This window comes from Rhizobium sp. SJZ105, from assembly GCF_007828365.1.
Taxonomy (GTDB): Bacteria; Pseudomonadota; Alphaproteobacteria; order Rhizobiales; family Rhizobiaceae; genus Agrobacterium; species Agrobacterium tumefaciens.
The window spans coordinates 195,846-221,806 of sequence record NZ_VIUP01000006.1 but is presented as its reverse complement, the minus strand read 5'-3'; the positions used below and the strand labels follow the sequence as shown (position 1 = coordinate 221,806).

Here is a 25,961-nt window from a genome sequence, read left to right as displayed (position 1 = left end):
AAAGACATTTGGAGAGCGTATGCCAAAGATCCCGATGACAGGCGGCACGGTGCCGATGATGGAACGACTGGATTTCAACCGACCGGTTGTGGACCAGATCTATTCGGCGCTGAAATCTGCCATCCTTTCGCGGGAGCTGTTTCCGGGCCAGGCCGTGTCGGAAAACGAGATTGGCCAGTCCTTCAACTCCAGCCGCACCCCGGTGCGCGAGGCGTTGAGCCGGCTGCGAGATGACGGTTTGATCGTCACCCTGCCGAGCCGCGGGACCTATGTCTCCAGACTGTCGGACAAAAATATCCGCAGCGCGCAGTTCATTCGTGAGGCGCTGGAGGTTGCCGCTGCCCGCAGGCTCTGCCAGACCGGCATCCCGGCCGAAGCGGACCAGGAAATCCTGCATGCGCTGGAAGGCCAGCGTGTGGCGATGGAGCTTGGCGACAAAAAGGCCTTCCGTATCCATGACGACCAGTTCCACAGCGCCCTTGCCGCCGCAACCGGCCTCGAAAGGCTGGAGACCCTGTTGATCCGGGAAAAGGCTGGGCTAGACCGCCTGCGAGCGCTGGCGATTACCGACGAAGCACACATGGCCAGACTGCTGACGGAGCATGAGGCCGTCTACAATGCAATAAAGGCGCGTGAGGAGGAGAGCGCGGTGGATTATATGCGCCAGCATCTCCGCCGCGTCCTCGGCATTCTGTCGCAGATCTTCGAAGCACATCAGGAATATTTCGAATAACGCCACGCTGCGCAATTCAACGGTTCAGACAGAAAATGACAACAGCAAATTTCGACAACGCGCCTGCGATCGATCAGGCAGGACTCCTGTGCGACCAAATCAGCATTCTTGCGGAAAGCCCGGTGTGGGACGAAAGACGTCAGGTCCTGTTCTGGTGCGACATTCTTGGCAAGAAGCTACGTTCAGCTGGGCTGGGCGGCGTCCAGTATCGTGAATGGACGTTCCCGGAAACCGTCTCCAGTCTTGGGCTCTGTCAGAGCGGTGATCTGATTGCCGCTTGCGGGATGGATATACTCATCCTCAATCCGGAAAGCGGCGCGCGGCGCACACTTCATTCCATTCCCGCACCTGAAGGCATCGCCTGCCGGCTGAATGACGGACGTGTCGGTCCGGATGGAGCTTTCTGGGTTGGTACCATGCACAATGTCCCGCTCTCGCAGATGCAGCCCCATGGAGAGCTCTGGCGTATTACGAATAACGGGGCCGAACGTATCCAGACCGGACTTACATGTCCCAACGGCCTCGCTTTTTCGCAGGACGGTTCCGTCATGTGGCAAAGCGATTCCGTGCAGAAATGGATACGCAGGCGGAATTTCGACAAAACCAACGGTGTATTTGATGAAGGTGTGCTCGTCGCACAAATGCAGGAAGAGACCGGAAGGCCCGATGGTGGATGTCTTGACATAAGCGACCGATATTGGAGCGCGGGTGTCTCTGCCGGCGTTTTGAACATTTTCTCGGAAGACGGCAGTCAACAGATCGGGACGGTAAGGATGCCTGTTCCGCATCCAACGATGCCTTGCTTTGGCGGGCCGGATTTCGGCTCGCTTTTCGTGACATCGCACCGCCATAACATGACGCAAGACAGGCTGAGCGAGGTACCTCTTTCCGGTGGCGTTTGGGTCATTCCGTCCGACATCAAGGGCTTTCCCGCATTCCGTTTTGAGGATGGCAGGTGAAGCCCAAATCGTAAGTCTTTGATCTTTGTTGCCCAACGCAAGTGATGGGTTTCGGCCAGTCTACGTCAGGCAAATTCGTCCTGTTGATCCTGTAGTCTGGCCGTAATCAGCATCGCTTCCGCATTGGTAGATATTGCGGTCGAGATCAGCGTGTTCCGTGCTTTTCCTGCAAAAGCCGGATGGTGAGGTGCTGCAGCAGAATGATGGTCTTGGCGTCGCGAATATCGCCGCGGCTGATCATCTGCATAGCGTCTGGCAGAGCGATTTCCAGCACGTCTATGTCTTCTCCCTCGTCCGCGGAGCCGCCGCCTGTGCCCACTTTATGGTTCTCGGCATATTCGCCGTAGAAAAAGGCGAGGTATTCGGTGACCGATCCGGGGCTCATATAGATATCGAACAGATGGGTGAGTTCGGAAACCTCATAACCGGTCTCCTCCATCAGTTCCGCACGCATGCGCGCAGCCGGTTCAGCGCCTTCCAGCAGCCCCGCCGGTGTCTCGATCAGCGACTCGAGGCCGCCGTTCAAGAGAACCGGCAAACGGAACTGGCGGGTGAGCAAAACAAGGTCGTTTGCGGGGTTGTACAACAGGCATGTCGCTCCGTTGCCGCGATCATAAGCCTCCCGGGTCTGCCGTTGCCAGCTTCCGTCCCTTAGCTGAAGTTCATACTCATATTTGGTCAGCCGTCCCCAATCATCCGCCAATACGCGTTGCGAAATCGGGCGGTAAACACTGCTATTCATCAAGTCACCTCGTCATTATCTGTCTTTTCAAAGGCCGTGCAGCCGGCCTTCGACTTGCGTGCGTGTCTCGCCGCCGACCCATATCTGGCCGGTATCATCGCGGGTCAGGTAAATGCGGCCTTGACGGCCAAGACATGTGCCCTGGGCGGCGACATAGTCTTCCGCGACCACGCCTGTCGCAAACAGCCATTGCGCCAGCGAGGCGTTGAGGCTTCCGGTGACCGGATCCTCGGCGATGGCGCCCAGATGATCGCTGAAGAAGGCGCGAACCTCGAAGGCGGCTTCGCCGCCATTTGCGTGCGGACCAACGACGCCAATGTCAATGCGGCCGGGCCAGCTGCGGACCGGCTCAAGGGCAAGCACCTTCTCAGCCGATGCCAGCCTGATCCCCAACCAGCCGGGGCCATTGTCGATCCATGCGGCATCAACGATGTCGCGTGTCTCTATTCCCAGCAGCTGCCGGGCCTCTTCCAGCTCTGCGGGTGTCGGCGCGCCTGAACGGATAAGGGGCGGAGCGGCAAAGGAAAGTCGACCATGCGCGTGCCGGATCGTCACCAGACCGGCACCGCATTCCTGAATGATGTCCGTTTCGCTTTTGGGCAGGCCGTTTTCGGAAAGCCAGGCATGGCAAGTGCCGAGCGTAGGGTGTCCGGCAAAAGGCATCTCCCGGTCCAGTGAGAATATCCGGACACGGTAATCAGCCTGGGGGTGGGTGGGCGGCAGCAGAAACGTGGTTTCGGACAGATTGAACCACCGCGTCAATCGCTGCATGTCATCCGTGGTCAAGGTGTCTGCACCCGTGACGACCGCCAGCGGATTGCCAGAAAGCGGGCCGGAGCCGAATACATCGATCATATGGATAGTAAAGGTCATTGCATCGTTCTTTCAGTTCGGATCGATTGTCGGCGCGCACTGTCTACTGCGTAATCCGTTCCAGCACGCGGCTCAATGCCCGCTTCAATGCGCTCGAACCGCCATTGCCGTCAAAGTCCTGAAGAACCTGCTCGTTCAGGCCACCCTTGGTGGCGAATTCGCGGCTGAGATCGGTAAAGTCCGTGTCCTTGCCGGCAAGCAGCGCCACTTCGGAGAGGCCGGCGAAGAGGGGTGCAAGATAGGCGCGGCCCTTTTCTTCCGGCAGGCCGTTTTCCGCCAACCACTCCGTCGTCTGTTGCAGAATGCCGAAATAGGTTGCCATCAGGGCGCTTGCGGCGGCGAGAAGGTCGTATTCCGCCTTTGTTTCACATTCCACCGCATTTCCGAGCACGTTGAAGATCGCGGCGGTATCCGCATCGGAGGGGTAAACGGCCGTGACGCCTTTGCGGCGGGCGACAAAAGGCAGCGGGATCGCCTGGGTCAGGCGCACATCCGCGCCGATCCAGTCAAGCAGTGCATGTCGACCGGTTGCGGCAACGACGCTTATGACTTTCTGCCCCTCGCGAAACCGCAGCGGCCGGATGACGTCCTCGGCGATCTGCGGGCGGATGGCCAGAACGACGGTATCGCAGCCGTCGACAATCGCCTGATTGTCGCTGGAGACGATCACCTGCGGGAAATCGGCGGCAAGCCTGGCCGAGATATCCGCGCTGCGTTGGGACACCATGATATGCGGCACGGCGGCAGGCGTGCTGAGGAGCCCCCGCACCATCGCATCGGTGATAGCGCCGGTTCCGATAAAGCCGATTTTCTGGGGAAGGGACATGATGACTCCATTGCATTGATAGGAAGGAACGATACATCGGTACGGCTGACGCAGGAAGGCAATGAAACAATCTCTAGATTGCCGGGGGCTGGCATATCTGCCGAAGAAATGGCGTGGCAACCGGATCGGCCACCTCACATACCCGTTAAATCTCTCCGAACCAACGGGCTGCTGCCCTTGCGAATTTCTCCTTGTCCGGAGCAGACTCCGTGGCCCAGGCGACGATACCATCGGGGCGCACCAGGACTGTGCTCAAGCCCAATTGATCGATGGCATTGCCGGCGACATAGGAAATCCGGCCGTTCCAGCGGCCTGCCAGCGCTTCAAGCGATGCGTCCACGCTAAAATTCAAAAGCAGACCTTTGCCCTCTCTCAGAAGTTCGCCGGTGCTCCTCCCGTCCGCCAGTGCGAAGTCCGGAACGCTTCAGCCCACCAGCGGATCGTTGCCGCCTAGCTCGTAGCGGAGGGAAATGCCCCATACGCGCTCGGCGAAATATGTCGCGCCGTCGCGGGTCTCGATGAGATCGCGGATGATGGCTTCCAGCGCCCGTGTACTCCGGCTTGGGCGCATCAGTGCGACCTGGGCGCGCGACCAGTCAAGGACCTGTGCACCCACTGGGTGTCGCTCACAGTCACGGCCGATGCTCCCGGAAAGCGGCGGCCAGTGTGCGCAGCGCCTCACGGGATCTGCTGTCGGTAAGGGTCGAGAACATCACGATCTCGGTGGAAGGCAGCGGCGGGAGGCTGAAACGCTGGCTGACCTCGATTGTACCGGGTGGCGCCAGGCGGCAGGAGAATGCCGAAATGGCGAGACCTGCCGAAACGGCCGCGGTCACCATCGATGAGGTGCCGCCAAGAAAGACTTCCGTCCACGCGATGGCGGCGGAATCAAGAGCACGAGCGGCGATGTCACGTACACCGCAGGCGGGCGAAAGCGCTGCCAGTCGCAGCGGCTCGCCCTGACGATGCTCGAATTGCGGGGCTGCGAACCAGCCGAAATGCTCTGGCCCGAGCACTTCGCCATCACGCCTGTCATCCTCGCGCCGGATGATTGCAGCATCGATCTCGCCGCGGTCGAAGGCATCCAGCAACGTGCGGGAATTGTCCATCCGCACTTCTATCGTCAGTCCCGGATCGTGCGCGTTGAGCCGCGCCAGCAGCGTTGGCACTTCCGGCCCGGCAACATGGGCGGCGATGCCAAGGCCAAAGCGTCGGCGCGTGGAAAAAAGCCCTGCCATGGCGCGATCGTGCGCGGCAAGGAATTCGCGGGCTGGTGTTAGAAACACGGCGCCTTGCGCGGAAAGCCGCACCGAACGCGGCGTCCGCTCAAGAAGCCGCTGGCCGAGCCGGTCTTCCAGTCGCTTGAGCTTGACGCTGATGGCACCCTGCGTGGTTCCGAGCGTTTCGGCAGCGCGGGTGAAGCTCTGCAGATCGGCGATGGTGACGAAAGCCTGAACGGCATCCACATCCAGAGTGGTCACTTTAATCATCCAAATTTGTTGTCTCTGAAATATCCAAGCATCCAATTCAGTTATGGTCAAGCTTTCACTAATTTGCCTTGGACTCTGCAAAACACGGATCGAAGCGTGCATGTCTTCTGATGCTTCAGTCCGAACCACGAAAGGCTGAAGAATGACCCTTGCCGTTACCGCCCCAACCCGGAGTAGAAGTACCATTGCGCTCGCTGCCGTCTGTCTCTCCGCTCTGATGTTCGGGCTGGAAATCTCCAGCGTGCCGGCGATCCTGCCGACGCTCGAGCAGGTGCTGCACGCGGATTTCCGGCAGCTGCAGTGGATCATGAACGCCTATACGATCGGCGTGACGATGGTGCTGATGGCAACCGGCGCGTTGGCCGACCGCTTCGGTCGCAAACGCGTCTTCATCGCGACCATCGTCGCTTTCGCCATTTCCTCCCTCGCCTGCGGCATGACTGAAAGCGTGGCGGTGCTGATCGGCGCACGCTTCCTTCAGGGACTAAGCGGTGGAGCGATGCTGGTATGCCAGATCGCCATTCTGTCACATCAGTTCCGCACGGCCCGCGAGCGTGGAATGGCTTTCGGCTGGTGGGGTATTGTCTCCGGCGTCGGGCTGGGTTTCGGGCCGATCATCGGCGGAGCCATCGTTGCGCTGTGGAGCTGGGAGTGGGTATTCCTCGTTCACGTGGCCCTCGGCATTGTGACACTGTTCCTTGCAGCAAGCGGTGTCGAAGAATCGCGTGATCCGGATGCGACCCGTCTTGATCTTGCCGGTATCGCCACACTCTCGGTTGCCGTGTTCTGCCTTGCGTTTTTCATCACCCAGGGACCGGAACTCGGCTTTGCCAGTTCAAAGGCACTTCTGATCCTTGGTCTATCAGTCGCGAGTTTCATCGCCTTCGTGATCGTCGAAAAGCTCACGCCAAGGCCGATGTTTGATTTCTCCGTATTCCGCATCCGGCCATTTTCCGGCGCGATTATCGGCTCGGCGGCGATGAACATCAGCTTCTGGCCGTTCATGATCTATCTGCCGATCTGGTTTCAGGCGGGCCTTGGTTATGACAGCGTCACCGCCGGTCTCGGTCTGCTTGCCTATACGCTGCCAGCGCTGGTCGTACCGCCGTTGGCCGAGCGTCTGTCGCTGCGTTATCAACCCCGTCTTGTCGTCCCGGCCGGGCTGTTCACCATCGGTCTCGGTTTCATGCTGATGAAACTTGGCAGCAGTGTCGCAGATGCGAGCTGGCTCACCATGCTGCCCGGCTGCATCCTGTCCGGTGTCGGGCTTGGCCTCACCAACACGCCGGTCACCAATACGACAACCGGTGCCGTTCCCGCTGCCCGTTCCGGCATGGCCTCCGGCATCGACATGAGCGCGCGAATGATCTCGCTTGCCATCAACATCCCGATCATGGGCTTCATTCTGGTTGAGGGCGTCTGGTCGTCGCTTAGGGCCAACCTGCCGTCCGGCGCGGATTTGCCCGCCCTGCGTTCGCTCGCGGAGAAGATCGCGGCGGGAACCGCGGGATCGTCGGTGGAGCGTGTTTCGGATGCACTCGTCCATCAGGCACTCGCGGACGGTTTCGGTCTGGTCATGCTTTATGCTGGCATCAGTGTCTGGTTGCTCGCCGCTCTGAGCTTTGTGGTTTTCGGCCCGGCGCGAAAGCTTGCCCACGGTTAGTGGTGCCCGGGCGCTGGGACGATAGTCAGGCGGATTTCAGGATTTGCAGTCCTGCCGAAGGTTGGGCGGCCGCAGTCTCCTCGCGGCTCCAGCGGCCAAAGGCGGAGCGGCCCAAAATCGCAATCGACGTATCCTCCTGCGGCGCATGGACGAGCACCGTCTGGATGTCGCGGAAATGTCGTTCGAGGCCCAGTTCGCTACCAAGACCTGGATTGCCGATGCCGCGCACTGCGATCTCGACGGCATCACGCAGCTGCCGGCCGGCAAGCAGCCTTGCCCTGATGAATCCTTCCGCATCGCCATTGTTGTTTTCGAGCGTGCCGAAAATGATCTGGCGGGCGCCGGAGACCAGAAGATCGATTTCGCCTGAAAGCGTTATGAAACGTTCCGTGCGGGCGATGGGATGGCCGAGATTGGCCGGCACACGCTCATGCGCGAAGCGGATGAACTTGGCCTGAGCGGCTTCTGCTACGCCGAGGTAAAGCGCTGTCAAAGCCAGCGTGAGTGCCGCATGCGCCCGGTTGTCCTGCTGGGCGACCGATGGATCGACGAGGTCGATGACGTTTTCCGCCGGGATTTCGACATTGGCATATTCGACATCGTGCGATCCCGTAGCGCGCATGCCGAGGCTCTGCCAGTTCTCGATGACCTTGATGCCCGGCAACCCGTTCGGCACCACGAATGTTCCCACCCGCGCCGGCGTTTCGTCAGTATGCGCCCAGACAAGGAAATGCGTGAGACCATATGCGCCCGTCACGAAGCGTTTTCGGCCCGTGATAGACCAGCCATTGTTTGTCCGGCGGGCGAGCGTCGCGGGCAGGCCACCGCGCGCCGGCGACCCCAGCTCCGGCTCGACACGCGCGGCATTGAGCAGCAACGGCCGTTGTTTGGCGTCCGTCAGAAGCCGCCGGTAGAGATCTTCGGGCCAGTGGTTTTTCGCGGCCTGGGCGAGATGGGTAAAGATCGTCATGGCGCTGATCAGCGCCACGGAAGGATCGCCCCGGCCAAGTGCCGCCAGAATGTGGGCGGTATCGGCAAGCGTCGCTCCCTGGCCGCCATAACGTGTCGCAACCGTGCTTTCGAGGAGGCCGCTTTCGTGAACGGCACGGATACCCGTCCAGGGAAACTGGCCAGTCTGGTCCGCATCCGGTGCGGCCTGTTCAAGGATGCGAGCGGTTGCGTCTAGGACAGTTGAGTCATGAGACATGCGTGGTCGAGGCTCTCTGGCTGTGGGGAATACCATTTCCCCATCAGGGGCGATTGGCTCCGTCTGCACTTCAAAAAAATGCCCGGTCAGGCGACCGGGCTGGATCGCGGCATTATGCAGCGGTCTTTTTCTTCGCATCTTCCCGTTCGCGAATGCCTTCGCGGACAAGCGGCAGGATGTAGCGGCCATAATCCACCGCGTCGTTGTAATTGTCGTAGCCGCGGATCGAGATCAGGTCAGCGCCAAGATCGATGTAGTCGAGGATGGAATCCGCAATGGTGCGTGGCGAACCGACCAGCGCAGTGGTGGCGCCGCTGGCATTGGTGGCGGTGACCGTCGGATACCAGAGGGCGCGATCATGCACATCGCCGCGTGCGGCGATTTCCAGAAGCCGTTGCGAACCGACATTGGCCGGGCGCGGCGCGTTGAGCGGTGCGCGTGTTACGCCTTTCTGGCGGTTCTCGTTCAACCGATCCAGAGTTCTGTGAGCCTTTTCCCAGGCAAGCTCGTCCGTCTCGGCGACGATCGGCCGGAATGTGACCCAGATCCGGGGGCGATCCGTGCGGCCCGCCTTTGCGGCTTCCGCATAGACCCGCTCGATCTGCTGCTTGGTTTCGGCAAGCGGCTCTCCCCACAGGCCGAAGATATCGCAGAGCGAACCACCGATGCGATAGGCGGCGTCCGAGGAGCCACCGAGCGAAATCGGAATAAGCCCGTTTGTGGGCCGCACCGCGCTGCGGAATTGCTTGAACTGGTAATATTTTCCGTCGAAGTCGAAGGGCTCTTTCGAGGTCCAGGCCAGGCGCAGGATGCGGATATATTCCTCCTGGCGCTCATAGCGTTCTTCCTTGTTGAGGAAGTCGCCTTCACGCGCCTGTTCTTCATCGCTGCCGCCGGCAATGAAGTGCACCACGACACGCCCGCCGCTCAACTGATCGAGCGTCGCGAGCGACTTGGCGGCAACTGTGGGATAAACCGTGTTCGGCCGCAGGGCGACGATGATCTTGATGTTTTTCGTGTGCGCGAGCACCGTGGCGCCCAGCGTGAAAGGATCGAAAGACGATGAGGAGTAAGGGATCAGCGTATAGTTGAAACCGTAATCATCAAGGGCGCGGGCATAGCGCTCCAGAAAAACAGGATCCACAGGTGCGTCTGGAACGGGGTTTAGATCGTTCGATGCATTGGGAAAGCTTACGCTGATAAATTCCGCGGACATGGGCGCTCCTTCAGGTTCAATGCAAGCATGTTAGGGCGCGGCGCCTGAGCGAGGAAGACAGGTCTTTCTCTTTCTATCGAATATGTAGAAAATATTCCCTGCGACGGCCTTCGATATAGGACCAGCAACCGCCGCCGCGTTTCCGTCTTCAAGTCGCTGCCACGAAGTGGCAATCGCTCGGTGCCCTAACGGTTACAAGGTGGGCGCCCAGCCCAGGCTCGGAGCCACCGTGTCCGCCAGATCGGTCAGCAGTTGTATGTTTTCGGCGAGACCGAAGGCAGGCGGCAAAAACAGCACGACCTCATCGGCTGCTGCAAGGCCCGGATCGTTGAATACCGATTCCAGCACCTGATCGGGCGTGCCTTGGAAAACGGGCGAAATTTGAAACCCCGCTGGCTGGGCTGCCTGTTCGAGAGCGCCTTTGGGGCGAGACGCGGCAATACCCTTGGTACGCCGCTCCAGATCATAGGCGGCGTATTTTTCGCGAAGCTCGGCTGTGGTGCCAACCAGGATGGAGGCGGCGACGGCGACCGACGGCGGTTCCGTTGTCCATGTCTTTCGCCATGTGGAACGGAAGGCCTCGATGATTCGGGCCTGATATTCCCCGAATCTCTCGCCTTCTGCCTGATCGTGCTGGACGGTTCCCGAGATAAGGCCGATGCCGAGTTCCGCCGCCTGCACAGCCGAAGCAATGCTTGCTGCACCCTGCCGGATGCGCGAACGCAGTGTCGGGCTATGCGGCGTGACACGCAGTGCCGTGCCCTCCGGGTTGGATTGGCCGCCTTCGACACGGTGCAGGACATCGCCAGCGATTGCCGAGAGGAAGCGGGCCTGACGACGCCTGGCCTCTGTGCGGGCATCGGTGTCGACCGTGCCGAATACCGCGTCAAAGGCGGCGTTTGCGCCGGTCGAAATGGCAAGTTCCAGTCGCCCATCAATCAAAAGATCGGTCGTGCCGGCCGCCTCGGCAAGCAGGATCGGATCCTGATAGCGCATGGGGATGACCGCAGAACCGAGCGTAATATGCCGGGTATGCTGGCCGGCAGCGGCGAAGAACGGAAGTGGCGAGGACAGATAGTGGTCGAAATGCCGCTGATAGGCCCAGCCGGACTGGTAGCCCAGTTGTTCGGCAACCTTGAACAGTTCGATACCCTCACGCAGCCCCTGCGCCGGCCCGGCATCGTCGCTGAAGGATACACGGGTATTGAAGCCGAGCCGCTGTTTGGGGCGGAAGGACGTGGACGCAGTATCGATGGGTGCAGCGATGGTCATGCGATCTTTTCCTTATCGTGAACCCGCCGGGGCAGCGGCTGTGGCGCACGGGCGATGGTTGCGGCACCGGATGGGATCGATTCCAGCAGCGACGCGGTATAGGGGTGCTGCGGATTGTCGAAGATATCGACGACCGTTCCATGTTCGACGATACGCCCGCGCTGCATCACCGAAACGGTGTGGGCGAGCTGGCGTACCAGTGCCAGATCATGCGACACGAAAACATAGGTCAGGCCGAGCTTCGCCTGCAGCGAGAGCAGCACATCGACGATGTCTGCCTGGACGCTGACATCAAGTGCGGAGGTCGGCTCGTCGAGCACGATCACATCCGGTCGGAGAACCAGCGCCCTTGCAATGGCAACGCGCTGGCGCTGGCCACCCGAAAGGGCCGTCGGCTTGCGGTTGAGAAGGTGTTCGCTCAAGCCCACATTGGCCAAAGCCTCACGAACAGTTTCGAGCCGTTCCGCACGGGTTCCGATCTTGAAACGATCAAGCGGCTCGCGCACCAGCTGTTCGACACTCCAGGTGGGATCAAGCGAGGTAAACGGGTTCTGGTAGACGAACTGAAGATGGCGCCAGGTTGCACGCAGCGACGTGCGGGAGCGGCCGGTCAATTCTTCGCCGGCTACCGATATTGTGCCGGTGTCGGGTTCCTCGAGGCCAAGCAGCAGCCGAATGGTTGTCGTCTTGCCAGAGCCGGACTCACCAACCAGCGCATGGGTGGTACCTGCAGGCACGTTGAAGGAGACGTTGTTGACCGCCGTCAGCACCCTGTCGCCGACCCTGAAATTCTTGGTGACGGCATTGACCGCGATCTTTGGCGTCGTGGTGGACTCTGCCTTCAGCAGACGGAAACCCGGATCGCGCAGCCGGGCGTAGCGATCCGGATTGAGTGCCGGCACGTCCGCATGCAGCTTCCTTGCATAGGCAGAGGCCGGTGCGGAAAACACCGATGCGGTGCTTCCGGCTTCCTGAACCTTGCCACCCTTCAGGACTACCAGCGAATCCGCCCGTTCGGCGGCGATCGCCAGATCGTGTGTGATGAGGAGCAGGCTGATATCCAGCTCGTGCTGCAACCGCGAGAGCAGATCGAGGATCCGCTTCTGGATCGTCACATCGAGCGCAGACGTTGGCTCGTCTGCGACCAGAAGTGACGGGCGCGGCAGAACCGCAAGGCCTATGAGCACCCGCTGCAACATGCCGCCGGATAATTGGTGCGGGTAGGACTCGTAGACAACACCCGGGTTGTCCAATCCCACCTGCGCGAAGGTCTCGAGAATGAGGGCCTTGCGGATCGCCTTGTCAGGCTCGTCGAGAAGTGCGGCCGCCTCCATGGCCTGCGCGCCGATTGTCCGCACCGGATTGAGCGAATTGCCTGGATCCTGCGGGACAAAGCCGATGGCGCGTCCCCGCAGCGGTCGGAAGTTGCGCTCTGGCAGTCCCAATATCTCCTGATCACCAAAGGTGACGTGGCCGGTGGCATGTCCCCCGCTTGGCAAAAGCCGCAGGACCGCACGGGCGATTGTCGATTTGCCGGAGCCGGACTCGCCAATAAGGGCAAGGCTCTTGCCACGGCCGAGTTCGAAACCGACATTGCTGACGACCTCCTGGCCTCCATAGGCGACCGAAAGATCGTTGACCCGGAGAAGCGGGACAGGAGCCTGCTGCGGCTGCGGTCTGGCCGCAAAGGTAACGGGGCGGGCGATAGTGGTGGTCAGTCTGTCTTGCGTAGCCATCGGCTGATCCTGTTTACAGAGAGGACGGTCGCGATTGTGACGAAGGCGGGGGCGTATACGAGCCACGGCCATTTGAGGTAATCCTTGCCGATCGAGATCAGCAGGCCCCAGTCGGAGGCGGGCGGCGGGTCGCCGTATCCGAGAAAGGCAAGGCTTGCGATCACGAGGATCGACTCGCCGAACTGCAACACGGCAAGCGGCAGCACCGAGCGTGACGCGTTAGGCAGAACGTGGCGCAGAAGGATGAACCAGCGCGAGCCGCCGAGCAGGTACGAAGCCTCCACGAATGTCGCCTGTCTGGTCTTGATGACCTCCGCACGCGTGACGCGGGCAAAGACCGCCACGGCGGAGACGCCGGTGGCGATGGCGGCATTGATGGTCTCGAAACCGATGGCGGTGACCACGATCACCGCCAGCAGAAACTTTGGAATTGCCAAGAGCACATCGACCAGCCGGGCAAGTGTGATATCGACCCAGCCGCCGAGAAAGCCCGCAAGAAGCCCGATGAGACCGCCAGCGAAGACGCCGATCACGACCGCGACGAGTGCGCTGGAGACGGAAGAGGACGTGCCATAAACGACGCGTGCATAGACATCGCGGCCGAGGTGGTCGGTGCCGAACCAATGCGCAAGACTTGGGCCGAGCAATTTGTTCGTCGGCACCCCGACGACCGGGCTGTGACTGGTAAACAGGCCGGGCGCCAGTGACCAGGCGACGACGAGCGCGATAATGGCGAAGGACAAGGCGACGGTCAGCGGTATCCGCAGGCCTGTCAGCCTGTTTGCAGGGGTCGCACCCGGCAGGGAAGCGTTCGAGGCGAAAGTCATGGTGTCACCGCCTTGGTGGTGGTGGAGGAATCCTCTGTAATGGCCAAGCGAGGCTTTCGCGCGCCGAGAATTTGCACGCGTGGATCGAGCAGGGGATAAAGAAGATCGGCAATCAGGTTGACGAGCACGAACACCACGGCTCCCAGCGAAACGATCGCTTGCAGGACGGGCAGGTCCTGCGTGCTCACGGAGCGCTGCACCAGGCTGCCGAGACCGGTTCGCCCAAAGACAGACTCGGTGATGAGTGAATTGCCAAGCAGTTCACCGACGGTGATGGCGATCACGGTGACGACGGGCAACGAGGCAGGCTTGAGCAGATGCTGTGCAAACAGCCGCGCCTGTCCGATGCCGCGGCTGCGGGCGACGGCCGCGTATTCCTGTTCTGCCTCCCTGTCGAGGTTCGCTATAAGCACCTCGGCGATTTGCGCAGAGAAAGGAATTCCGATTGTGATTGCGGCAAACACCGTTGCCCAGAAGCTATCTGGTTCGATAACGCGGAAGAGGCGCAGCTGAAAGCCGAAGAGATGGATCAGTATCAGACCAATCACAAAATTCGGTGTCGAGAGAAACAGCGATGGGAAAGCTCTTAGCAATCCCTGGCCGTAGCGCTTTGGTACCACCTGGGTTCCGTAAGCAACGGCCATTGCCAGAATCAAGGCGACGGCAAGTCCCGTGGATGCAAGGATCAGTGTCGATGGCAGCACTTCAGCGATGAGGGTCGCCACCGGCCGGTTGGAGCGCATCGACATGCCCAGATCACCAGTCAGAAACCCCGACAGGGACGACCACAGCTGCACGAGAACCGGTCTGTCGAGGCCCTGCGCGGCGATGATTTCCGCGATCTCCTGCTCGGTAAACCCGTTTTGCGGGTTCCTGAGCACGCTGGTGATCGGGTCGCCAGGCAGGATACTGACGACCACGAAGGTGAAGACATAGGCCAGCAGTATGACGACGACCGCCTGGCCAAGCCGCTTTGCGGCGTAGGTTAGGTAGGCATTGCTCATGCCGGTGACCTCCTTCAACGTTGCCTTGTTGTGCGCGTCAGTCGCTGATGGAGGCGGTGTAGTAGCTGGCATAAGCCACGCCGTTATACACTTCGCCCTTCAGCTTCGGGGACTGCACGTAGATCCGCTGCACGATCTGCGTTCGCGGAATGAAATAGCCCTGCTCAAGGACATATTTCTGCAGCTCATCGAGAAGCGGGCTGCGCTCGTCGACAGAGCCGGCGCCGGCGATCTTGTCGCGCAATCCGTTGAGCGTCGCGTCACGGTCGTCAAGGGCGAACCAGTTCTCGCCATTGTTGGCGTTGGTGAGAATGCTGGCGACGGTGCCTGCATCGATGAAGCTGCGCGTCACCTCATAGGTCGGGATGGCCGCACCGCCGAATTTGACCTTTTCACCAAAGGTCACGACGTCGTAAGCGCGGATAGCGACTTTCCAGCCGAGCTTGCCGAGTTGCTGGGCGATGAGTTCATCGACCGACTTGGATGTCGCGAGATAGGGATTGGAGTGGATCGTCAGCGACAGCGGTTTGCCGTCTTTGGTCCTGATACCATCGGCACCCTTGACCCAGCCCGCCTCGTCGAGCAGCTTTTCGGCCTTGGCGGGATCGTAAGCGAGAAGTGCGCTGTGGTCGGTCGCGCCCGGCACGTTGCTTTGGATGAAGGACGTGGCGAGCTTCCAGTCTGGCGTATAGACGGTGTCGATGATTTCCTGACGGTTCACGCCGGCCTGCAGCGCCTGGCGAACCTTGACATCATCATAGGGCGGAAGCTTGGTGTTGACCGCCCAGCCGTTGACGAAGCCGAGATAACGCGGCGTTGCGACGGTAAAGCCCTCTTCGTGCAGTGACTTCAGCTCCTGCGGCGAAGCATTATAGGCGACATCGGCCTGGCCGGACTGGACCGAGGCGACACGCAACGACGGTTCCGACACCAGCTTATAGGTGATGGAATCGAGGAAGGCCGGGCCGGTGTGGCCAACGGCGGCAGGACCCCAATTGTAATCCTTGCGCTTGACCAGCTTGACGTAATCTCCCTCCTTCCAGGATTCGACCACATAGGGGCCGCTGCCGGAAGTCTTGCTGAGATCGGCCTGCTGGGTGGCGGGCTGGGCGATGGTCTTCGGCGAGATCAGGATCGAGCCGTGGTAACCGAGCGTCGGAATAAAGCCGAGCGTCGGCTTCTTGAAGAAGACCTTCACCGTGGATGCGTCCACCGCTTCAGCATGGTCGTAGGTCTTGGGGAAAAGACCGATCGGGTTGATGCCTTCGCTCTTGCGTCCGGCATACCAGATGTCGAGATTGGCGACGACCGCCGCTGCATCCAGCGGTGTGCCATCGGAGAAGGTCACGCCGTTTTTGAGGTGAAGCGTGAATTCGGTGGCATTGTCGTTCTGCTCCCAGCGCTCGGCAAGCCAGGGGCTGACCTTACCGTCGGCATCGACATAAAGCAGCTTGTCGGCGACATGGCCCCAGATATGGCCCTGAAAGCTGGAAATGGCGCTGTTGTTCGGGATCCAGGTGTCGCCGAGAGAATCGATGAGGAAGGTAATGTCGCCGCCATTGCGTGGGGTATCGGCTGCCTCAACCGGAGCAGGCCCCATCGTCGTCAGAAGCGCGATTGCCCCTGCGAGAGTGGTGGTCAGCAGACCCCGACGGGAGAAGGAAAAAAGCGAAGAACGTATCGTCATTAAGAAATCCTGATTGGTCGCGTTGTTTCTTGTCTTTGTGATTTCAGGAACTATCGCCGCTCTGCGCCGGTCTTTTGCGGCCACACGAAAGGCTTCACACGACAGCGTTGCCGGTGGTTTCAATGTCCTGAAATCGGGAAAAATGTGCCTGCTTTACCTCTTGGAGGGTCCGACCGATGTTACGGCTTAGCCGTTACTTTCAGCCATTGACGGCTCGTTCGATCGCAGGCCGTGCTTGCTGATACATCGTGCGGTCATGACGCGGTCCCTTGTTTCGAAATTCGGTTCTTGATGTCTAACGTAGCAGGGTGGCCAGAAGGAGAAAGACCAGTTGTTCTTTTTCTATCGAATTAATGGATTATTTTGCCGCGGTTTCCGAAGGTGGTAGGATCAGCTTTTCCGACGCCCGAAATACGTTGGCGGTGCGATTTTTCAGGCAGTGCCGGAACACCCGTCCCCCACTTATTTTGCAAATGCCATCTTTTCGAAAATCCGCACCGGAGGCGCCTCACCGGCAAAACGTTCCACCTCCACTCTGGTAATCTGACCGGTCGATCCCTGCGCCAGTTTCGAGGTGCCGATGTCGCGCGTCAGGATGTTCGGATTGCCGTGAATGCACGTCGCTTGCTCTGCATGCCGGTCATGCGGTTCGAACCACGCACCCGTTGCCAGCTGCATCACGCCGTTGCGCACATCCGTGCTCAGGACGGCTGCGGCGAGGCAGCTGCCACGACTGTTGAACAGCCTGATGATATCGCCATCGGCAATGCCCCGGTGGGCTGCATCTTCGGGGTTGATGCGCACGGGTTCCCGGCCCTTAATCTTGGTGGAGCGGCTGAAAGCGCCATAGTCGAGCTGGCTGTGCAGACGCTGATGCGGCTGATTGCACACCAGATGCAGCGGATAGAGCGCTTCGTCTTCCGGTTTCGTCCTGCCGGGATACCATTGCGGATGGCCGCCGCAATCGTCATAGCCGAAACCCTCGATCGTCTCGGAGAAGATTTCGATTTTACCGGATGGTGTCTTCAGAGGGAAGGCTATGGGATCATCACGGAAGGCACGCGCAGGCCCTCCGTCATCCGGCTTGAGCGGCAGACCTATCTCTCCACGTTCCCAGAACGTTTCGAAATCGGGAGCCTCGTACCCACCGGCGGCAAGCGCCCCACGCGTTGTTTCATAGAGGAAGGCAAGCCATTCCCGGCTGCTGCGACCTTCGGTGAAGGTTTCGAATTTGCCGAGCCGGCGCGCGATCTCGGAGAAGATTTCATAGTCGTCGCGCGCCTCACCAACCGGTTCGATCAGCTTTTTCATCGCGATCATCAGAGGATCGCGGTCGGCGGCGCCAATGTCGTCGCGCTCCAGAGTTGTCGTCGCCGGCAGCACGACATCGGCATGCCGCGCAGATGATGTCCATGCGGTTTCATGCACGATGATGGTCTCGGGCCGTCTGAACGCTGCCCGTAGCCGGTTGATATCCTGATGGTGGTGGAAAGGGTTACCACCCGCCCAGTAAACCAAGCGGATATCGGGATAGTGCATCCTCTGGCCGTTATAGTGAAATTCCCCACCCGGATTGAGCAGCATGTCGGCGATGCGCGCGACCGGAATGAAATCCGCGACCGGGTTTTTGAACTGGCTAAGTGTCGGCAGGGGAACGGCCAGCAGGTTCTTGCCGACATTGCCCAAAGCGCCGAGGGAATAGGAATATCCGCCGCCGTCGAGGCCAATCTGACCGAGCATGGCGGCAAGAACGATCCCCAGCCAGACGGGTTGCTCACCATAATCGGCGCGCTGAAGCGAATGGCTGACAGTGATCAATGTTCTCGCGCGCGCCATGGTGCGGGCGAGTTCCCTAATAGTTTCCGTGCCGATGCCGCAGAGCCCGGAAGCCCATTCGGGGCTTTTCGCCACACCATCGGTCCGGCCGAGCAGGTAGTCTTCGAAACGCTGATAGCCGACGGCATAGCGGTCAAGAAACGCACGATCGTGCAGGCCCTCGGTGACGAGAACATGCGCAAGTCCGAGCATCAGCGCGACATCGGTACCGGGTATGACCGGCAGCCACTCCGCATTGAGGTCTTTCGGAAAATCGTCTTTTAGCGGGCTGATCAGCACGAATCGCGCGCCGCGTGCACGTGCGCCATTCAGCTTCTGTGGCACGATATGCACGCTGTTGCCGCCGCCATGCACGTCCGTATTCTTGATCGCCATGCCGCCGAAGGCGACGATCAATTCGCTGCTGCGCTCGATTGCATCCCAGGTAACGCTCTTGCGGTCGAAATGATCGTAGGGTCCGAGCACATGCGGAATGATGACCATCGCCGCGCCGGAACTGTAGGTGTTGACGGAGCGCACATATCCGCCAAGCGTGTTCAGAAAACGGTGGACCTGGCTTTGCGCGTGATGGAAACGCCCGGCGCTCGACCAACCGTAGGAGCCGCCGAACACGGCCTGTGGGCCGTAATCGCCGTAAACCCTTTGAAGCTCCTTCGCGACGAGGTCCGCCGCCTGCGGCCAATCGACCTCCACATAGTCGTCCGCCCCGCGTATCTGCGCGTTGCCCGGTTTCCCCTCCAGCCAGCCGCGCCTGACCGCCGGACGCCGGATGCGCGCGGCGCTATCGGCGATTGCCGGCAGATTGGCGAGCAAGGGCGAGGGGTGTGGATCGTCCGGATGTGGACGGATATCGAGCTTGCCATTCCGGTAGCTGCCGGAAAAGGCGCCCCAGTGGGAGCTGTGGGTCTTGTAATTATCCATCTGCGAAATCCCGCACGGTCAAAGCGTTTCTCGGCGGCTGGGCAAGTCTTGGCTCGGCAGGATCTTGCCCGGATTCATGATGCCGGCCGGATCTATGGCGTTTTTGATGATCGCCATGAGGTCCACCGCGTCGCCGTGTTCCTGCCGCAGATAAGCGATCTTGCCGGTGCCAACCCCATGCTCGCCGGTGGAAGTGCCGCCAACCGAGATGGCGTGCTGCACCATCTTTTTGTTGATTGCCGCCACCTCGTCGAGTTCGGCTTGATTTGCAGGGTCTACGGCGAAGACCACATGATAGTTGCCATCGCCGACATGGCCGAGAATGGCGGCGGGCACGCTGCAGTCGCGTAGCAATTCCCGGGTCCTGACGATGCAGCCGCTCAACTCGGATACCGGCACGCAGACATCGGAAGACCAGCCCTTGGCGTTCGGGCGCTGCGAGACCACGGCGTAAAACGCGTTGTGGCGCGCCTTCCACAGGCGGTTGCGGTCCTCCGGCGCATTCGCCCATTCGAAATCCCTGCCGCCATTGTCTTCCACTATGGCAGCGACCATCTCGACCTGTTCCTTCACGCCAGCAGGCGAGCCGTGGAACTCGAAGGCGAGCGTGTCCTCGACCTTGAGGGAAAGACTGGAATAGGCGTTGACGGCCTCGATCAGGCCACGGTCCATTAATTCCATTCTCGCAACTGGAATGCCGAGCTGCACGACCGTAATGGCTGCCGCAACTGCCTGTTCGACGCTTTCGAAGGAGCAAAGTGCAGCCGAGATGGTTTCGGGAATTCCGTAGAGTCGCAATGTCACTTCCGTGATGATGCCGAGCGTCCCCTCGGAGCCGACGAACAGCCGCGTTAGGTCATAACCTGCTGATGATTTACGCGCCCGCCCGCCGGTGCGGATGACCTGGCCGTTCGGCAAGACGACTGTCAGCGACAGCACGTTTTCTCGCATTGTGCCGTAACGCACGGCGTTTGTGCCGGAAGCGCGGGTTGCCGCCATGCCGCCGATGGACGCATTGGCGCCAGGATCGATCGGAAAGAACAGGCCCATGTCGCGCAGATGTGTGTTCAGTTGCTCGCGCGTGACGCCGGCCTCCACCGTGCAATCGAGATCCTCGGCGCTGATGCGGACGATTTTCGACATGCGCGACAGATCGACGGAGACACCGCCACGCACTGCCGTCAGATGGCCTTCGAGCGAAGTGCCGGTGCCGAAGGCGATGACGGGAACACCTTCAGCGGCGCAAAGCCGCACGGCTTCCGCCACATCATCCGTGCTCTCGGCGAAAACGACGGCATCCGGGATCGCCGGCGTGTGGTGGGATTCGCCACGGCCGTGTTGTTCCCGCAATGCCTGCGCGGTGGAAAAACGCTCGCCGAAACGGTTGCGCAAAGAGTCCGAGAGAGCGGGAGGCAGTGCGCTCATCGCGATACTCCGCGCGAGGAGGGCGGGAAAAGAGACATGAGAAACTCCACGGGAATGGTCTGGAGAGAGCCATGGCCGGGTTGCGGCCACGGCGTGACAGTCACCCGGTTTTCGGCGGGGATCAGGCGGCCAGTTTTTCGCCCTTGAAATGACGTTCGAGGAAGGGCAAGCTGTCCTGTCCCCAATACAGTTCGTCCTCGTAGCGGAATGTCGGAAGCCCGAACACACCGGCTGCCTTTGCGGCCTCATAATTGGCTTTCCGGATGGCTTCCACGGCATCGCTTCCGCCGCGTTCGTCCAGCGCCGCACCGTCGAAACCGGCCTTGTCAGCGATTGCGCGGCGAACTTCGGCATTGCCGATATCTTCGCCGCCTTCCCAGAAAGCTTCCTGAAGCGCCTTGGTCAGCCTCAACCAGTCCTCGCCCGCATCGATCGCGGCAATGACCATGAAGCCGGCCGGCGTGGGATCGGAAAGGGCGGCGCGATTGTCGAAGTTAAGGGACTTGCCGCGCAACGCCGCCCATCGCTTCAAATCCTTCGTCCAATAGGCGCGGCGCGCTTCCGGACGGTTGCGTGAGTAGATGGCGCCATTATCCTCGATCAGCGGGATGACATAGGGCCGTATCGTGGCGTTGTGCTCGTTAGCGAGCGCGGCGAAAGGATCCAGGCCGAGAAAGGCCCAGGGGGAGCCGATGCCGAAGAAATAGTCGATGGTCTTGGTCATATCTTGTCTCCTGAGGATATCTTGCCGGTGGCGAGATCGAACACCGAGAGCGCACAGTCCCGGGCGATGAGTACGGCATGCGGATCGCGCCCGACCGCGACGGTGGCAAGTGCGCCTTCGTAAAGAAGCGAAAGGTGGGAGGCGGCCTGATCCAGTCGCACCCCCGCTTTCGACATGACGGTCTCGAAAATATCCCGCACCATTCTTTTGTGGGTTCGAGCCACGGTGACGACCCGTTCGGAATCGCCGTGTTCGGCAACCGCGAGTGCAAAGGCACAGCCCCTGAATTCAGGGCTGTCGGCCTTCTCGTAAAGCCGCTCGAAAATCACCTGCAGCTGGTCCCTTGGATCAATCGTCGCCGTCAGAACATCCTTCAGCGAGCGAATGACACGATCGTGGCGATCCTGAAGATAGGCCGCGACAAGATGATCCTTGGACGGAAAATGCCGATAGAGAGTAGCTTTTGCGACCTTCGCTTCTTCGATGATGCGGTCGATACCGACCGCCCGGATACCTTCGGTATAAAACAGCGCTCCGGCGGCGGTGAGAATCTGGTCTGGAATGGCTTCTCTCATTTTATCGCTTCAGCTTGGTGGTTTCATGGGAAGAACGGGTCGCACGCATCATTGCGCGGCGGCGAGACCGGTTTTGTCGCGCTCGTGGAGCTGCCCGACAAAAGAAAGGATCGCGTCAAGCGGCGCCGCCTTCGAGAAGCCGCCCTGATGCGCCAGCCTGCCGCCAAGAGACTGGATAGCCTCGTTATACGGTGTCGCCACGTTATGGAGACGGCCGAGCAGCACAATCTCACCGTTGAGAAAATCGACCTCGCTGGAAGCGCCCCGGGCAAAGCTCTGCCAGGTCGATTGCTGGCCTGGCTGAATGCCGCTGTTTTGAGCGATGCTCCAGCCTGAAATATCGACAGCCCGTTCAGAGGGAGAGGCGAGATTGTAGCCTGCTACCTCAAGCGTCTGGCGGGCTTCATTGACCAGCGCTTCGGCGATCGATGCTCGCAGATCGTCTTTTCCGTCGAACAAATCCAGCGCGTTGCGGACGTTATGAAGCAGTTTTGCCGATTTCCAGCGGCGGATATCGCTGCTGGTTTCCGCAAGATAATTGGCGCGTGTGAGGTCTGCGGCAATCTCCTTCGCCGTTTCGTCGGAACCGGCCGGGAAGCGCCCGATCGTGACCACGCCGACCTGCGGATTGCCGGCCGCCGCAACCGCGCCGGTTTTTGTAAACCGGGCAGGGGTCAGAATACTGGCACCGTAGACATTGGCGAAGGTCCTGAGCGCCAGCGCTTCCGTCGCCAGACCGTTCTGAAAGGTAACCACCGGCAACTGCGTGGCTGTTAGACCTTCCACGCCGGATACCTGTCGCCATGACCAGTCTGCCAGAGTGGCTGCCGCATCCTGCGTTTTGACGGTCAGCAGCAGGATATCGTCGGGCGCCAGGTCCGGCGGAGCGGATACGTCGAAGGCGTTCAGCCTTATTTGCTGCGTGCCTGAGGGGCGTTGGTAGCTCAGCCCCTGTTCAATGATGGAGGCAATTTGTGCGCCGCGTCCGACCAGAGCATATTTGATGCCGGAAAGCTCGAACTGTGCGGCAAGGCTCGCGCCAACCGCGCCTGCGCCAATGATAACGTATCGTGTCACCTTTTCCTCCAATTCAACCGGGCCGATAATGCGCCAGTATCAATTGCAGCGGTGCAGTTTGCTGGATCGATACGGGATTTCGCTCAACATCGGTCCTCCCTGATGGCGACCAATGATGACAGCTAAACTAGGCATGAGGAGCGCCTCAAGAAAGACAGGTCGTTCTTTTTCTATCTATTTTATAGAAAATAATTCGGCGTAAGGAAAATTTGCGATCACCTTATTCCCGACAGCAGTCCTGGCGCGGCGAAACCGTGGAATAAGCCCCAACGAAGCACACCGTCAGCGCGCGCGGTAGAGCATCAACTCGCCGGGATTTTTCAGGTGGCTGCCTTGAAGAGAACCGTGACGACGGTTCCGCCGTCTTGTCGCGGATCTATCTGCAAATCGCTGTCATGCGCCCTTGCGATCGCTCGAGCAATCGACAGGCCGAGGCCGGTGCCACCGGTCTTACGTGCACGCGACGGCTCTGTGCGCCAGAAGAGTTCGATGCCGTGTGCCTCGATGCCGGGGGGGAAACCCGGCCCCTTGTCTTCGATTGTTATGAAGGGACGTCCTTCCCGGACTCCGGTCGAGCAGAAGAGGCTCTTCCCGCTCGCCGCATAGCGGCGTACATTATCCATCAGGATGAGCAGCAGCTGTTGAAGGCGTTGAGGGTCGCCGCTAATGGGAGCCGTCTGCAGCGACATATCGAGACGAATTCCTGCCTCTTCGAGAAGAGGCCGTGCCGCCTCCGCCACGGCCGCGCATTCGGTAGCGAGATCGAGTGGCCGCATCTCCGTAACGAGACTGTTGGTTTCTGCCAGCGAGAGCGTCCGCAGGTCATCGACGAGACGCGCAAGTCCTTCCACATGGCCGATGAGGTGGCGAATGGCCTGCTTGTCGAGCGGAAAGACGTCATCGGCAATGCCGTGTAAACGGCCTTGCAGGATGGTCAGCGGGGTGCGCAGCTCGTGGGCTACCGCCATGGTGTTGAACTTCAACCGGCGCTCCATCATCTGAAGCTCCTGCGTCAAAGTCTCGAAACTGTCGACCAGAAATCCGACTTCGGCGATGCGGCTCGCCTTGATCTTTGCGCCTCCGCTGAAGTCGCCGGTCGCCATGCGCCGCGCCGCGTCGGCAAGTTCGCCGAGAGGTGCTGCAATGCGCCGGGAGATGAAATAACCAAGCAAGCTGCACAGGAAGACACCGAGCAATCCAAAGAGGAACACCGATTTGAGAAGTTCGCTATCTGCCTGGTCCTCCAGGCCCGGTAAAACCTCGATAAGGGCCTGAAGCTGGCTCTGATCCGGCATCACGCCCCGGTCAATATCCGAGAAAGCCTTGGCGGCATCAGGCGATAGTTGGGCAAGGATGCGCTCCTCAATGGTGTCCGAATACCAGGAAACGCCGAAATAGACCAACGCAACCGCAAAGATGAGCATTGTGGTGATTGTGATCGCCGTCATCGTGCGCAGGCGGAGCCGCCGGAACCTCATGATGTCTGCTCCCTGGCAAGTCGGTAGCCGATGCTGCGCACCGACACCAGATAACCGCCAGCACCGTGATCCGTCAGTTTTTTACGCAGATTGGCGATGTGCGTATCGACCGTGCGTGCCAGCGCATCGCTTTCCGGCAGGCAGGCATCCAGAAGATCGGCCCGCTGAAAGGCATAGGTGGGGCGACGCGTCATATGGGCAAGAATTCTGAATTCGCTGAGCGTCAACGGCAGAACGGTTCGTCCCGCATCGCTGCAAACAGCCGCGATGTAAGCTTCGGTATCTATTTCGATGGCGCCGAAACGCAGGATCCCTCCGCCAGTTGGCTGACGCGAGCGTTTTAGAACGGCATTTACCCGGGCGACCATTTCCTGCGGGTTGAAAGGTTTGACGATGTAGTCGTCGGCACCCAGGCGCAGACCGGTCAGCTTGTCCATATCTTCGGCAAGGGCGGTGACCATGATGATCGGCGTATCACGCTCCCGCCGGATGCGTGTCAGCACATCGATGCCATCGAGCTTCGGTAGCCCGATGTCGAGAAGAATGAGATCCGGCCGCAGCATGGAGAAATGCGTCATGGCCGTCTCGCCATCCCCGGCTCTAACGGTTCTATATCCGTCACGAATGAGATAGGCGTCCAGAATCTGCATGATGTCGGGGTCGTCTTCGACGATGAGAATGAGCCCTTTGTCCATGCTGACCTTACGAACTTACTGATATTACCGCTTTATTGCCGGGACGCTAAGCCGACGCAAAGCGCCGGGCAAGAGCCGTCTCACGAGATAGATGCGGCAGGCACGCTTTTCCTCTCAGTCTTGGGACTTCCTCCGCAGAACCTTGACATTTCTACGGAAGAAAGCTGGCCATGCACCAGTATCTCTCCCATAAGACCGAACAGAAATGGCCAGGCCGGCCCGAAAAACCGAAGTTCCGCTTTGCCGTCATCCCCACGGCGCGCCAGACTTTCGCATGGGTTTCCGGCAGCCCATCTCTGCTCGCGCTTTCGACCACGCTTGCAATGATGGTCTTCTTCACTGTCAGGCCGGATATCGATCTTGACGCCAGTCGCTGGTTCTGGACAGATGGTTTTCGTCTTGGCGAGGATCAATTCCTGATTTCCGTCCGCGATCTGAACCGCGCACTTCCCGCCATTTTATTGTCCACGCTTGTCTGCCTGCTCCTTGCCACGCCATTTGTCTCCGGCGTGCGGCGTGCCATCCGCCCTCACAAACTGCTACTTGTTCTCACCTTTTATGCGCTTGGGCCGGGCGCGACCGTGCATGTGCTGAAAAACCTGTTCGGACGTGCCAGACCGCGGCATATCAGTGAATTCGGGGCGGATTTGTTTTTTACGCCCGTTCTTTCCCTCGATGGCAGCTGTTCGCGCAACTGCTCCTTTCCATCCGGCGAAAGCGCGTCCGCAATCGCCCTGCTGGCGTTCATCATCTTCCTGCCGGAAAAATTCCGCCTGAGCGCCACTGCGATCTTGATGCCGTTCATCGTGCTTTGCTCCCTAAACAGGGCAGCTATGGGCGCACATTTTCTCTCCGATGTCCTGATTGCATGGCCACTGATGCTCGCCGTGTTCCTCTCACTGCATCGGCTGTTCACGAAGCATGCGGACACAATCGACACTGCGTTTCTGCGCTAATTCGTGGGAATACGGCATAGCGCCGAACAAAGGTCATGC

Annotated in this window: 22 protein-coding genes and 1 pseudogene; 4 read left to right on the top strand and 19 right to left on the bottom strand. The window is 60.1% G+C overall.

The features are described from left to right. Positions 1-19: 19 nt before the first annotated feature. Both FB593_RS19115 and FB593_RS19110 read left to right on the top strand, forming a co-directional pair. Complete coding sequence (locus FB593_RS19115) at positions 20-733, top strand: GntR family transcriptional regulator (RefSeq protein WP_013761994.1); 714 nt, start codon at positions 20-22, stop codon at positions 731-733. A gap of 35 nt (positions 734-768) precedes the next feature. Beyond that, entirely contained in the window at positions 769-1,692 is a 924-nt protein-coding gene (locus tag FB593_RS19110) for an SMP-30/gluconolactonase/LRE family protein (protein WP_186447942.1), read from the top strand. Between the two features lie 145 nt (positions 1,693-1,837). Here the strand turns inward: FB593_RS19110 and FB593_RS19105 are convergent, their stop codons facing one another. The 5 genes and pseudogenes from FB593_RS19105 to FB593_RS19085 all read right to left on the bottom strand — a co-directional run bounded on the left by FB593_RS19105 (position 1,838) and on the right by FB593_RS19085 (position 5,623). Beyond that, positions 1,838-2,434 (bottom strand): NUDIX domain-containing protein, encoded by a 597-nt coding sequence (locus FB593_RS19105; protein ID WP_113291037.1) that lies wholly within the window; start codon positions 2,432-2,434, stop codon positions 1,838-1,840. Positions 2,435-2,461: 27 nt separating this feature from the next. Beyond that, positions 2,462-3,307, bottom strand: a complete 846-nt coding sequence (locus tag FB593_RS19100; RefSeq protein WP_145166844.1) for a PhzF family phenazine biosynthesis protein — start codon at positions 3,305-3,307, stop codon at positions 2,462-2,464. Positions 3,308-3,350: 43 nt separating this feature from the next. Continuing rightward, positions 3,351-4,133 (bottom strand): pyrroline-5-carboxylate reductase, encoded by a 783-nt coding sequence (locus tag FB593_RS19095; RefSeq protein ID WP_060642179.1) that lies wholly within the window; start codon positions 4,131-4,133, stop codon positions 3,351-3,353. A gap of 145 nt (positions 4,134-4,278) precedes the next feature. Continuing rightward, positions 4,279-4,764 (bottom strand): annotated as a pseudogene (locus FB593_RS19090) (FAD-dependent oxidoreductase); the annotation flags it as partial. Position 4,765: 1 nt separating this feature from the next. Next, positions 4,766-5,623, bottom strand: a complete 858-nt coding sequence (locus FB593_RS19085) for a LysR family transcriptional regulator (RefSeq protein WP_003518061.1) — start codon at positions 5,621-5,623, stop codon at positions 4,766-4,768. 142 nt (positions 5,624-5,765) lie between these two features. Between FB593_RS19085 and FB593_RS19080 the strand changes: the two genes are divergently transcribed. Further along, complete coding sequence (locus tag FB593_RS19080) at positions 5,766-7,286, top strand: MFS transporter (protein ID WP_145166843.1); 1,521 nt, start codon at positions 5,766-5,768, stop codon at positions 7,284-7,286. A 25-nt stretch (positions 7,287-7,311) separates the two neighbouring features. Here FB593_RS19080 and FB593_RS19075 read toward each other — a convergent pair whose 3' ends face one another. The 14 genes from FB593_RS19075 to FB593_RS19010 form a co-directional block, all read right to left on the bottom strand. Beyond that, positions 7,312-8,493 (bottom strand): acyl-CoA dehydrogenase family protein, encoded by a 1,182-nt coding sequence (locus FB593_RS19075; protein ID WP_145166842.1) that lies wholly within the window; start codon positions 8,491-8,493, stop codon positions 7,312-7,314. 112 nt (positions 8,494-8,605) lie between these two features. Then, positions 8,606-9,709 (bottom strand): LLM class flavin-dependent oxidoreductase, encoded by a 1,104-nt coding sequence (locus FB593_RS19070; protein WP_003518064.1) that lies wholly within the window; start codon positions 9,707-9,709, stop codon positions 8,606-8,608. Between the two features lie 192 nt (positions 9,710-9,901). Next, entirely contained in the window at positions 9,902-10,981 is a 1,080-nt protein-coding gene (locus tag FB593_RS19065; RefSeq protein ID WP_145166841.1) for an LLM class flavin-dependent oxidoreductase, read from the bottom strand. After that, entirely contained in the window at positions 10,978-12,717 is a 1,740-nt protein-coding gene (locus FB593_RS19060) for a dipeptide ABC transporter ATP-binding protein (RefSeq protein WP_111802055.1), read from the bottom strand. The genes FB593_RS19065 and FB593_RS19060 overlap by 4 nt, the downstream gene beginning before the upstream one ends. After that, complete coding sequence (locus FB593_RS19055; RefSeq protein WP_013762004.1) at positions 12,696-13,544, bottom strand: ABC transporter permease; 849 nt, start codon at positions 13,542-13,544, stop codon at positions 12,696-12,698. Before FB593_RS19055 ends, FB593_RS19060 begins: the two co-directional genes overlap by 22 nt. Beyond that, positions 13,541-14,548, bottom strand: coding sequence for an ABC transporter permease (locus FB593_RS19050; RefSeq protein WP_003518071.1), 1,008 nt, complete (start codon positions 14,546-14,548; stop codon positions 13,541-13,543). The genes FB593_RS19055 and FB593_RS19050 overlap by 4 nt, the downstream gene beginning before the upstream one ends. 37 nt (positions 14,549-14,585) lie before the next feature. Then, a complete protein-coding gene (locus FB593_RS19045) occupies positions 14,586-16,235 on the bottom strand; it encodes an ABC transporter substrate-binding protein (RefSeq protein ID WP_003518073.1) in 1,650 nt (549 codons plus the stop codon). Between the two features lie 462 nt (positions 16,236-16,697). Beyond that, entirely contained in the window at positions 16,698-18,992 is a 2,295-nt protein-coding gene (locus FB593_RS19040; RefSeq protein WP_035199861.1) for a molybdopterin guanine dinucleotide-containing S/N-oxide reductase, read from the bottom strand. A gap of 18 nt (positions 18,993-19,010) precedes the next feature. Further along, positions 19,011-20,417, bottom strand: coding sequence for an FAD-binding oxidoreductase (locus FB593_RS19035; protein WP_019566586.1), 1,407 nt, complete (start codon positions 20,415-20,417; stop codon positions 19,011-19,013). A 121-nt stretch (positions 20,418-20,538) separates the two neighbouring features. Continuing rightward, a complete protein-coding gene (locus FB593_RS19030) occupies positions 20,539-21,141 on the bottom strand; it encodes a 2-hydroxychromene-2-carboxylate isomerase (protein WP_145166840.1) in 603 nt (200 codons plus the stop codon). Further along, positions 21,138-21,716, bottom strand: coding sequence for a TetR/AcrR family transcriptional regulator (locus FB593_RS19025; protein ID WP_004431568.1), 579 nt, complete (start codon positions 21,714-21,716; stop codon positions 21,138-21,140). Before FB593_RS19025 ends, FB593_RS19030 begins: the two co-directional genes overlap by 4 nt. 48 nt (positions 21,717-21,764) lie before the next feature. Next, entirely contained in the window at positions 21,765-22,793 is a 1,029-nt protein-coding gene (locus tag FB593_RS19020) for a ketopantoate reductase family protein (protein ID WP_145166839.1), read from the bottom strand. A gap of 320 nt (positions 22,794-23,113) precedes the next feature. Next, positions 23,114-24,271 carry an ATP-binding protein gene (locus FB593_RS19015; RefSeq protein ID WP_111804749.1) on the bottom strand — a complete coding sequence of 386 codons (1,158 nt, stop codon included), beginning with the start codon at positions 24,269-24,271 and terminating at the stop codon, positions 23,114-23,116. Continuing rightward, a complete protein-coding gene (locus FB593_RS19010; RefSeq protein ID WP_004431575.1) occupies positions 24,268-24,966 on the bottom strand; it encodes a response regulator in 699 nt (232 codons plus the stop codon). The genes FB593_RS19015 and FB593_RS19010 overlap by 4 nt, the downstream gene beginning before the upstream one ends. 170 nt (positions 24,967-25,136) lie before the next feature. On the opposite strand from FB593_RS19010, the gene FB593_RS19005 reads away from it, so the two are divergent. Continuing rightward, complete coding sequence (locus FB593_RS19005) at positions 25,137-25,922, top strand: phosphatase PAP2 family protein (protein WP_004431576.1); 786 nt, start codon at positions 25,137-25,139, stop codon at positions 25,920-25,922. Positions 25,923-25,961 lie beyond the last annotated feature (39 nt).

What these genes read in the sequence shown, in the direction of transcription:
- FB593_RS19115 (WP_013761994.1), top strand. Translation starts at nt 20, where the DNA reads ATGCCAAAGATCCCGATGACAGGCGGCACGGTGCCGATGATGGAACGA.
- FB593_RS19110 (WP_186447942.1), top strand. Translation starts at nt 769, where the DNA reads ATGACAACAGCAAATTTCGACAACGCGCCTGCGATCGATCAGGCAGGA.
- FB593_RS19105 (WP_113291037.1), bottom strand. Translation starts at nt 2,434, where the DNA reads ATGAATAGCAGTGTTTACCGCCCGATTTCGCAACGCGTATTGGCGGAT.
- FB593_RS19100 (WP_145166844.1), bottom strand. Translation starts at nt 3,307, where the DNA reads ATGACCTTTACTATCCATATGATCGATGTATTCGGCTCCGGCCCGCTT.
- FB593_RS19095 (WP_060642179.1), bottom strand. Translation starts at nt 4,133, where the DNA reads ATGTCCCTTCCCCAGAAAATCGGCTTTATCGGAACCGGCGCTATCACC.
- FB593_RS19085 (WP_003518061.1), bottom strand. Translation starts at nt 5,623, where the DNA reads ATGATTAAAGTGACCACTCTGGATGTGGATGCCGTTCAGGCTTTCGTC.
- FB593_RS19080 (WP_145166843.1), top strand. Translation starts at nt 5,766, where the DNA reads ATGACCCTTGCCGTTACCGCCCCAACCCGGAGTAGAAGTACCATTGCG.
- FB593_RS19075 (WP_145166842.1), bottom strand. Translation starts at nt 8,493, where the DNA reads ATGTCTCATGACTCAACTGTCCTAGACGCAACCGCTCGCATCCTTGAA.
- FB593_RS19070 (WP_003518064.1), bottom strand. Translation starts at nt 9,709, where the DNA reads ATGTCCGCGGAATTTATCAGCGTAAGCTTTCCCAATGCATCGAACGAT.
- FB593_RS19065 (WP_145166841.1), bottom strand. Translation starts at nt 10,981, where the DNA reads ATGACCATCGCTGCACCCATCGATACTGCGTCCACGTCCTTCCGCCCC.
- FB593_RS19060 (WP_111802055.1), bottom strand. Translation starts at nt 12,717, where the DNA reads ATGGCTACGCAAGACAGACTGACCACCACTATCGCCCGCCCCGTTACC.
- FB593_RS19055 (WP_013762004.1), bottom strand. Translation starts at nt 13,544, where the DNA reads ATGACTTTCGCCTCGAACGCTTCCCTGCCGGGTGCGACCCCTGCAAAC.
- FB593_RS19050 (WP_003518071.1), bottom strand. Translation starts at nt 14,548, where the DNA reads ATGAGCAATGCCTACCTAACCTACGCCGCAAAGCGGCTTGGCCAGGCG.
- FB593_RS19045 (WP_003518073.1), bottom strand. Translation starts at nt 16,235, where the DNA reads ATGACGATACGTTCTTCGCTTTTTTCCTTCTCCCGTCGGGGTCTGCTG.
- FB593_RS19040 (WP_035199861.1), bottom strand. Translation starts at nt 18,992, where the DNA reads ATGGATAATTACAAGACCCACAGCTCCCACTGGGGCGCCTTTTCCGGC.
- FB593_RS19035 (WP_019566586.1), bottom strand. Translation starts at nt 20,417, where the DNA reads ATGAGCGCACTGCCTCCCGCTCTCTCGGACTCTTTGCGCAACCGTTTC.
- FB593_RS19030 (WP_145166840.1), bottom strand. Translation starts at nt 21,141, where the DNA reads ATGACCAAGACCATCGACTATTTCTTCGGCATCGGCTCCCCCTGGGCC.
- FB593_RS19025 (WP_004431568.1), bottom strand. Translation starts at nt 21,716, where the DNA reads ATGAGAGAAGCCATTCCAGACCAGATTCTCACCGCCGCCGGAGCGCTG.
- FB593_RS19015 (WP_111804749.1), bottom strand. Translation starts at nt 24,271, where the DNA reads ATGAGGTTCCGGCGGCTCCGCCTGCGCACGATGACGGCGATCACAATC.
- FB593_RS19010 (WP_004431575.1), bottom strand. Translation starts at nt 24,966, where the DNA reads ATGGACAAAGGGCTCATTCTCATCGTCGAAGACGACCCCGACATCATG.
- FB593_RS19005 (WP_004431576.1), top strand. Translation starts at nt 25,137, where the DNA reads ATGCACCAGTATCTCTCCCATAAGACCGAACAGAAATGGCCAGGCCGG.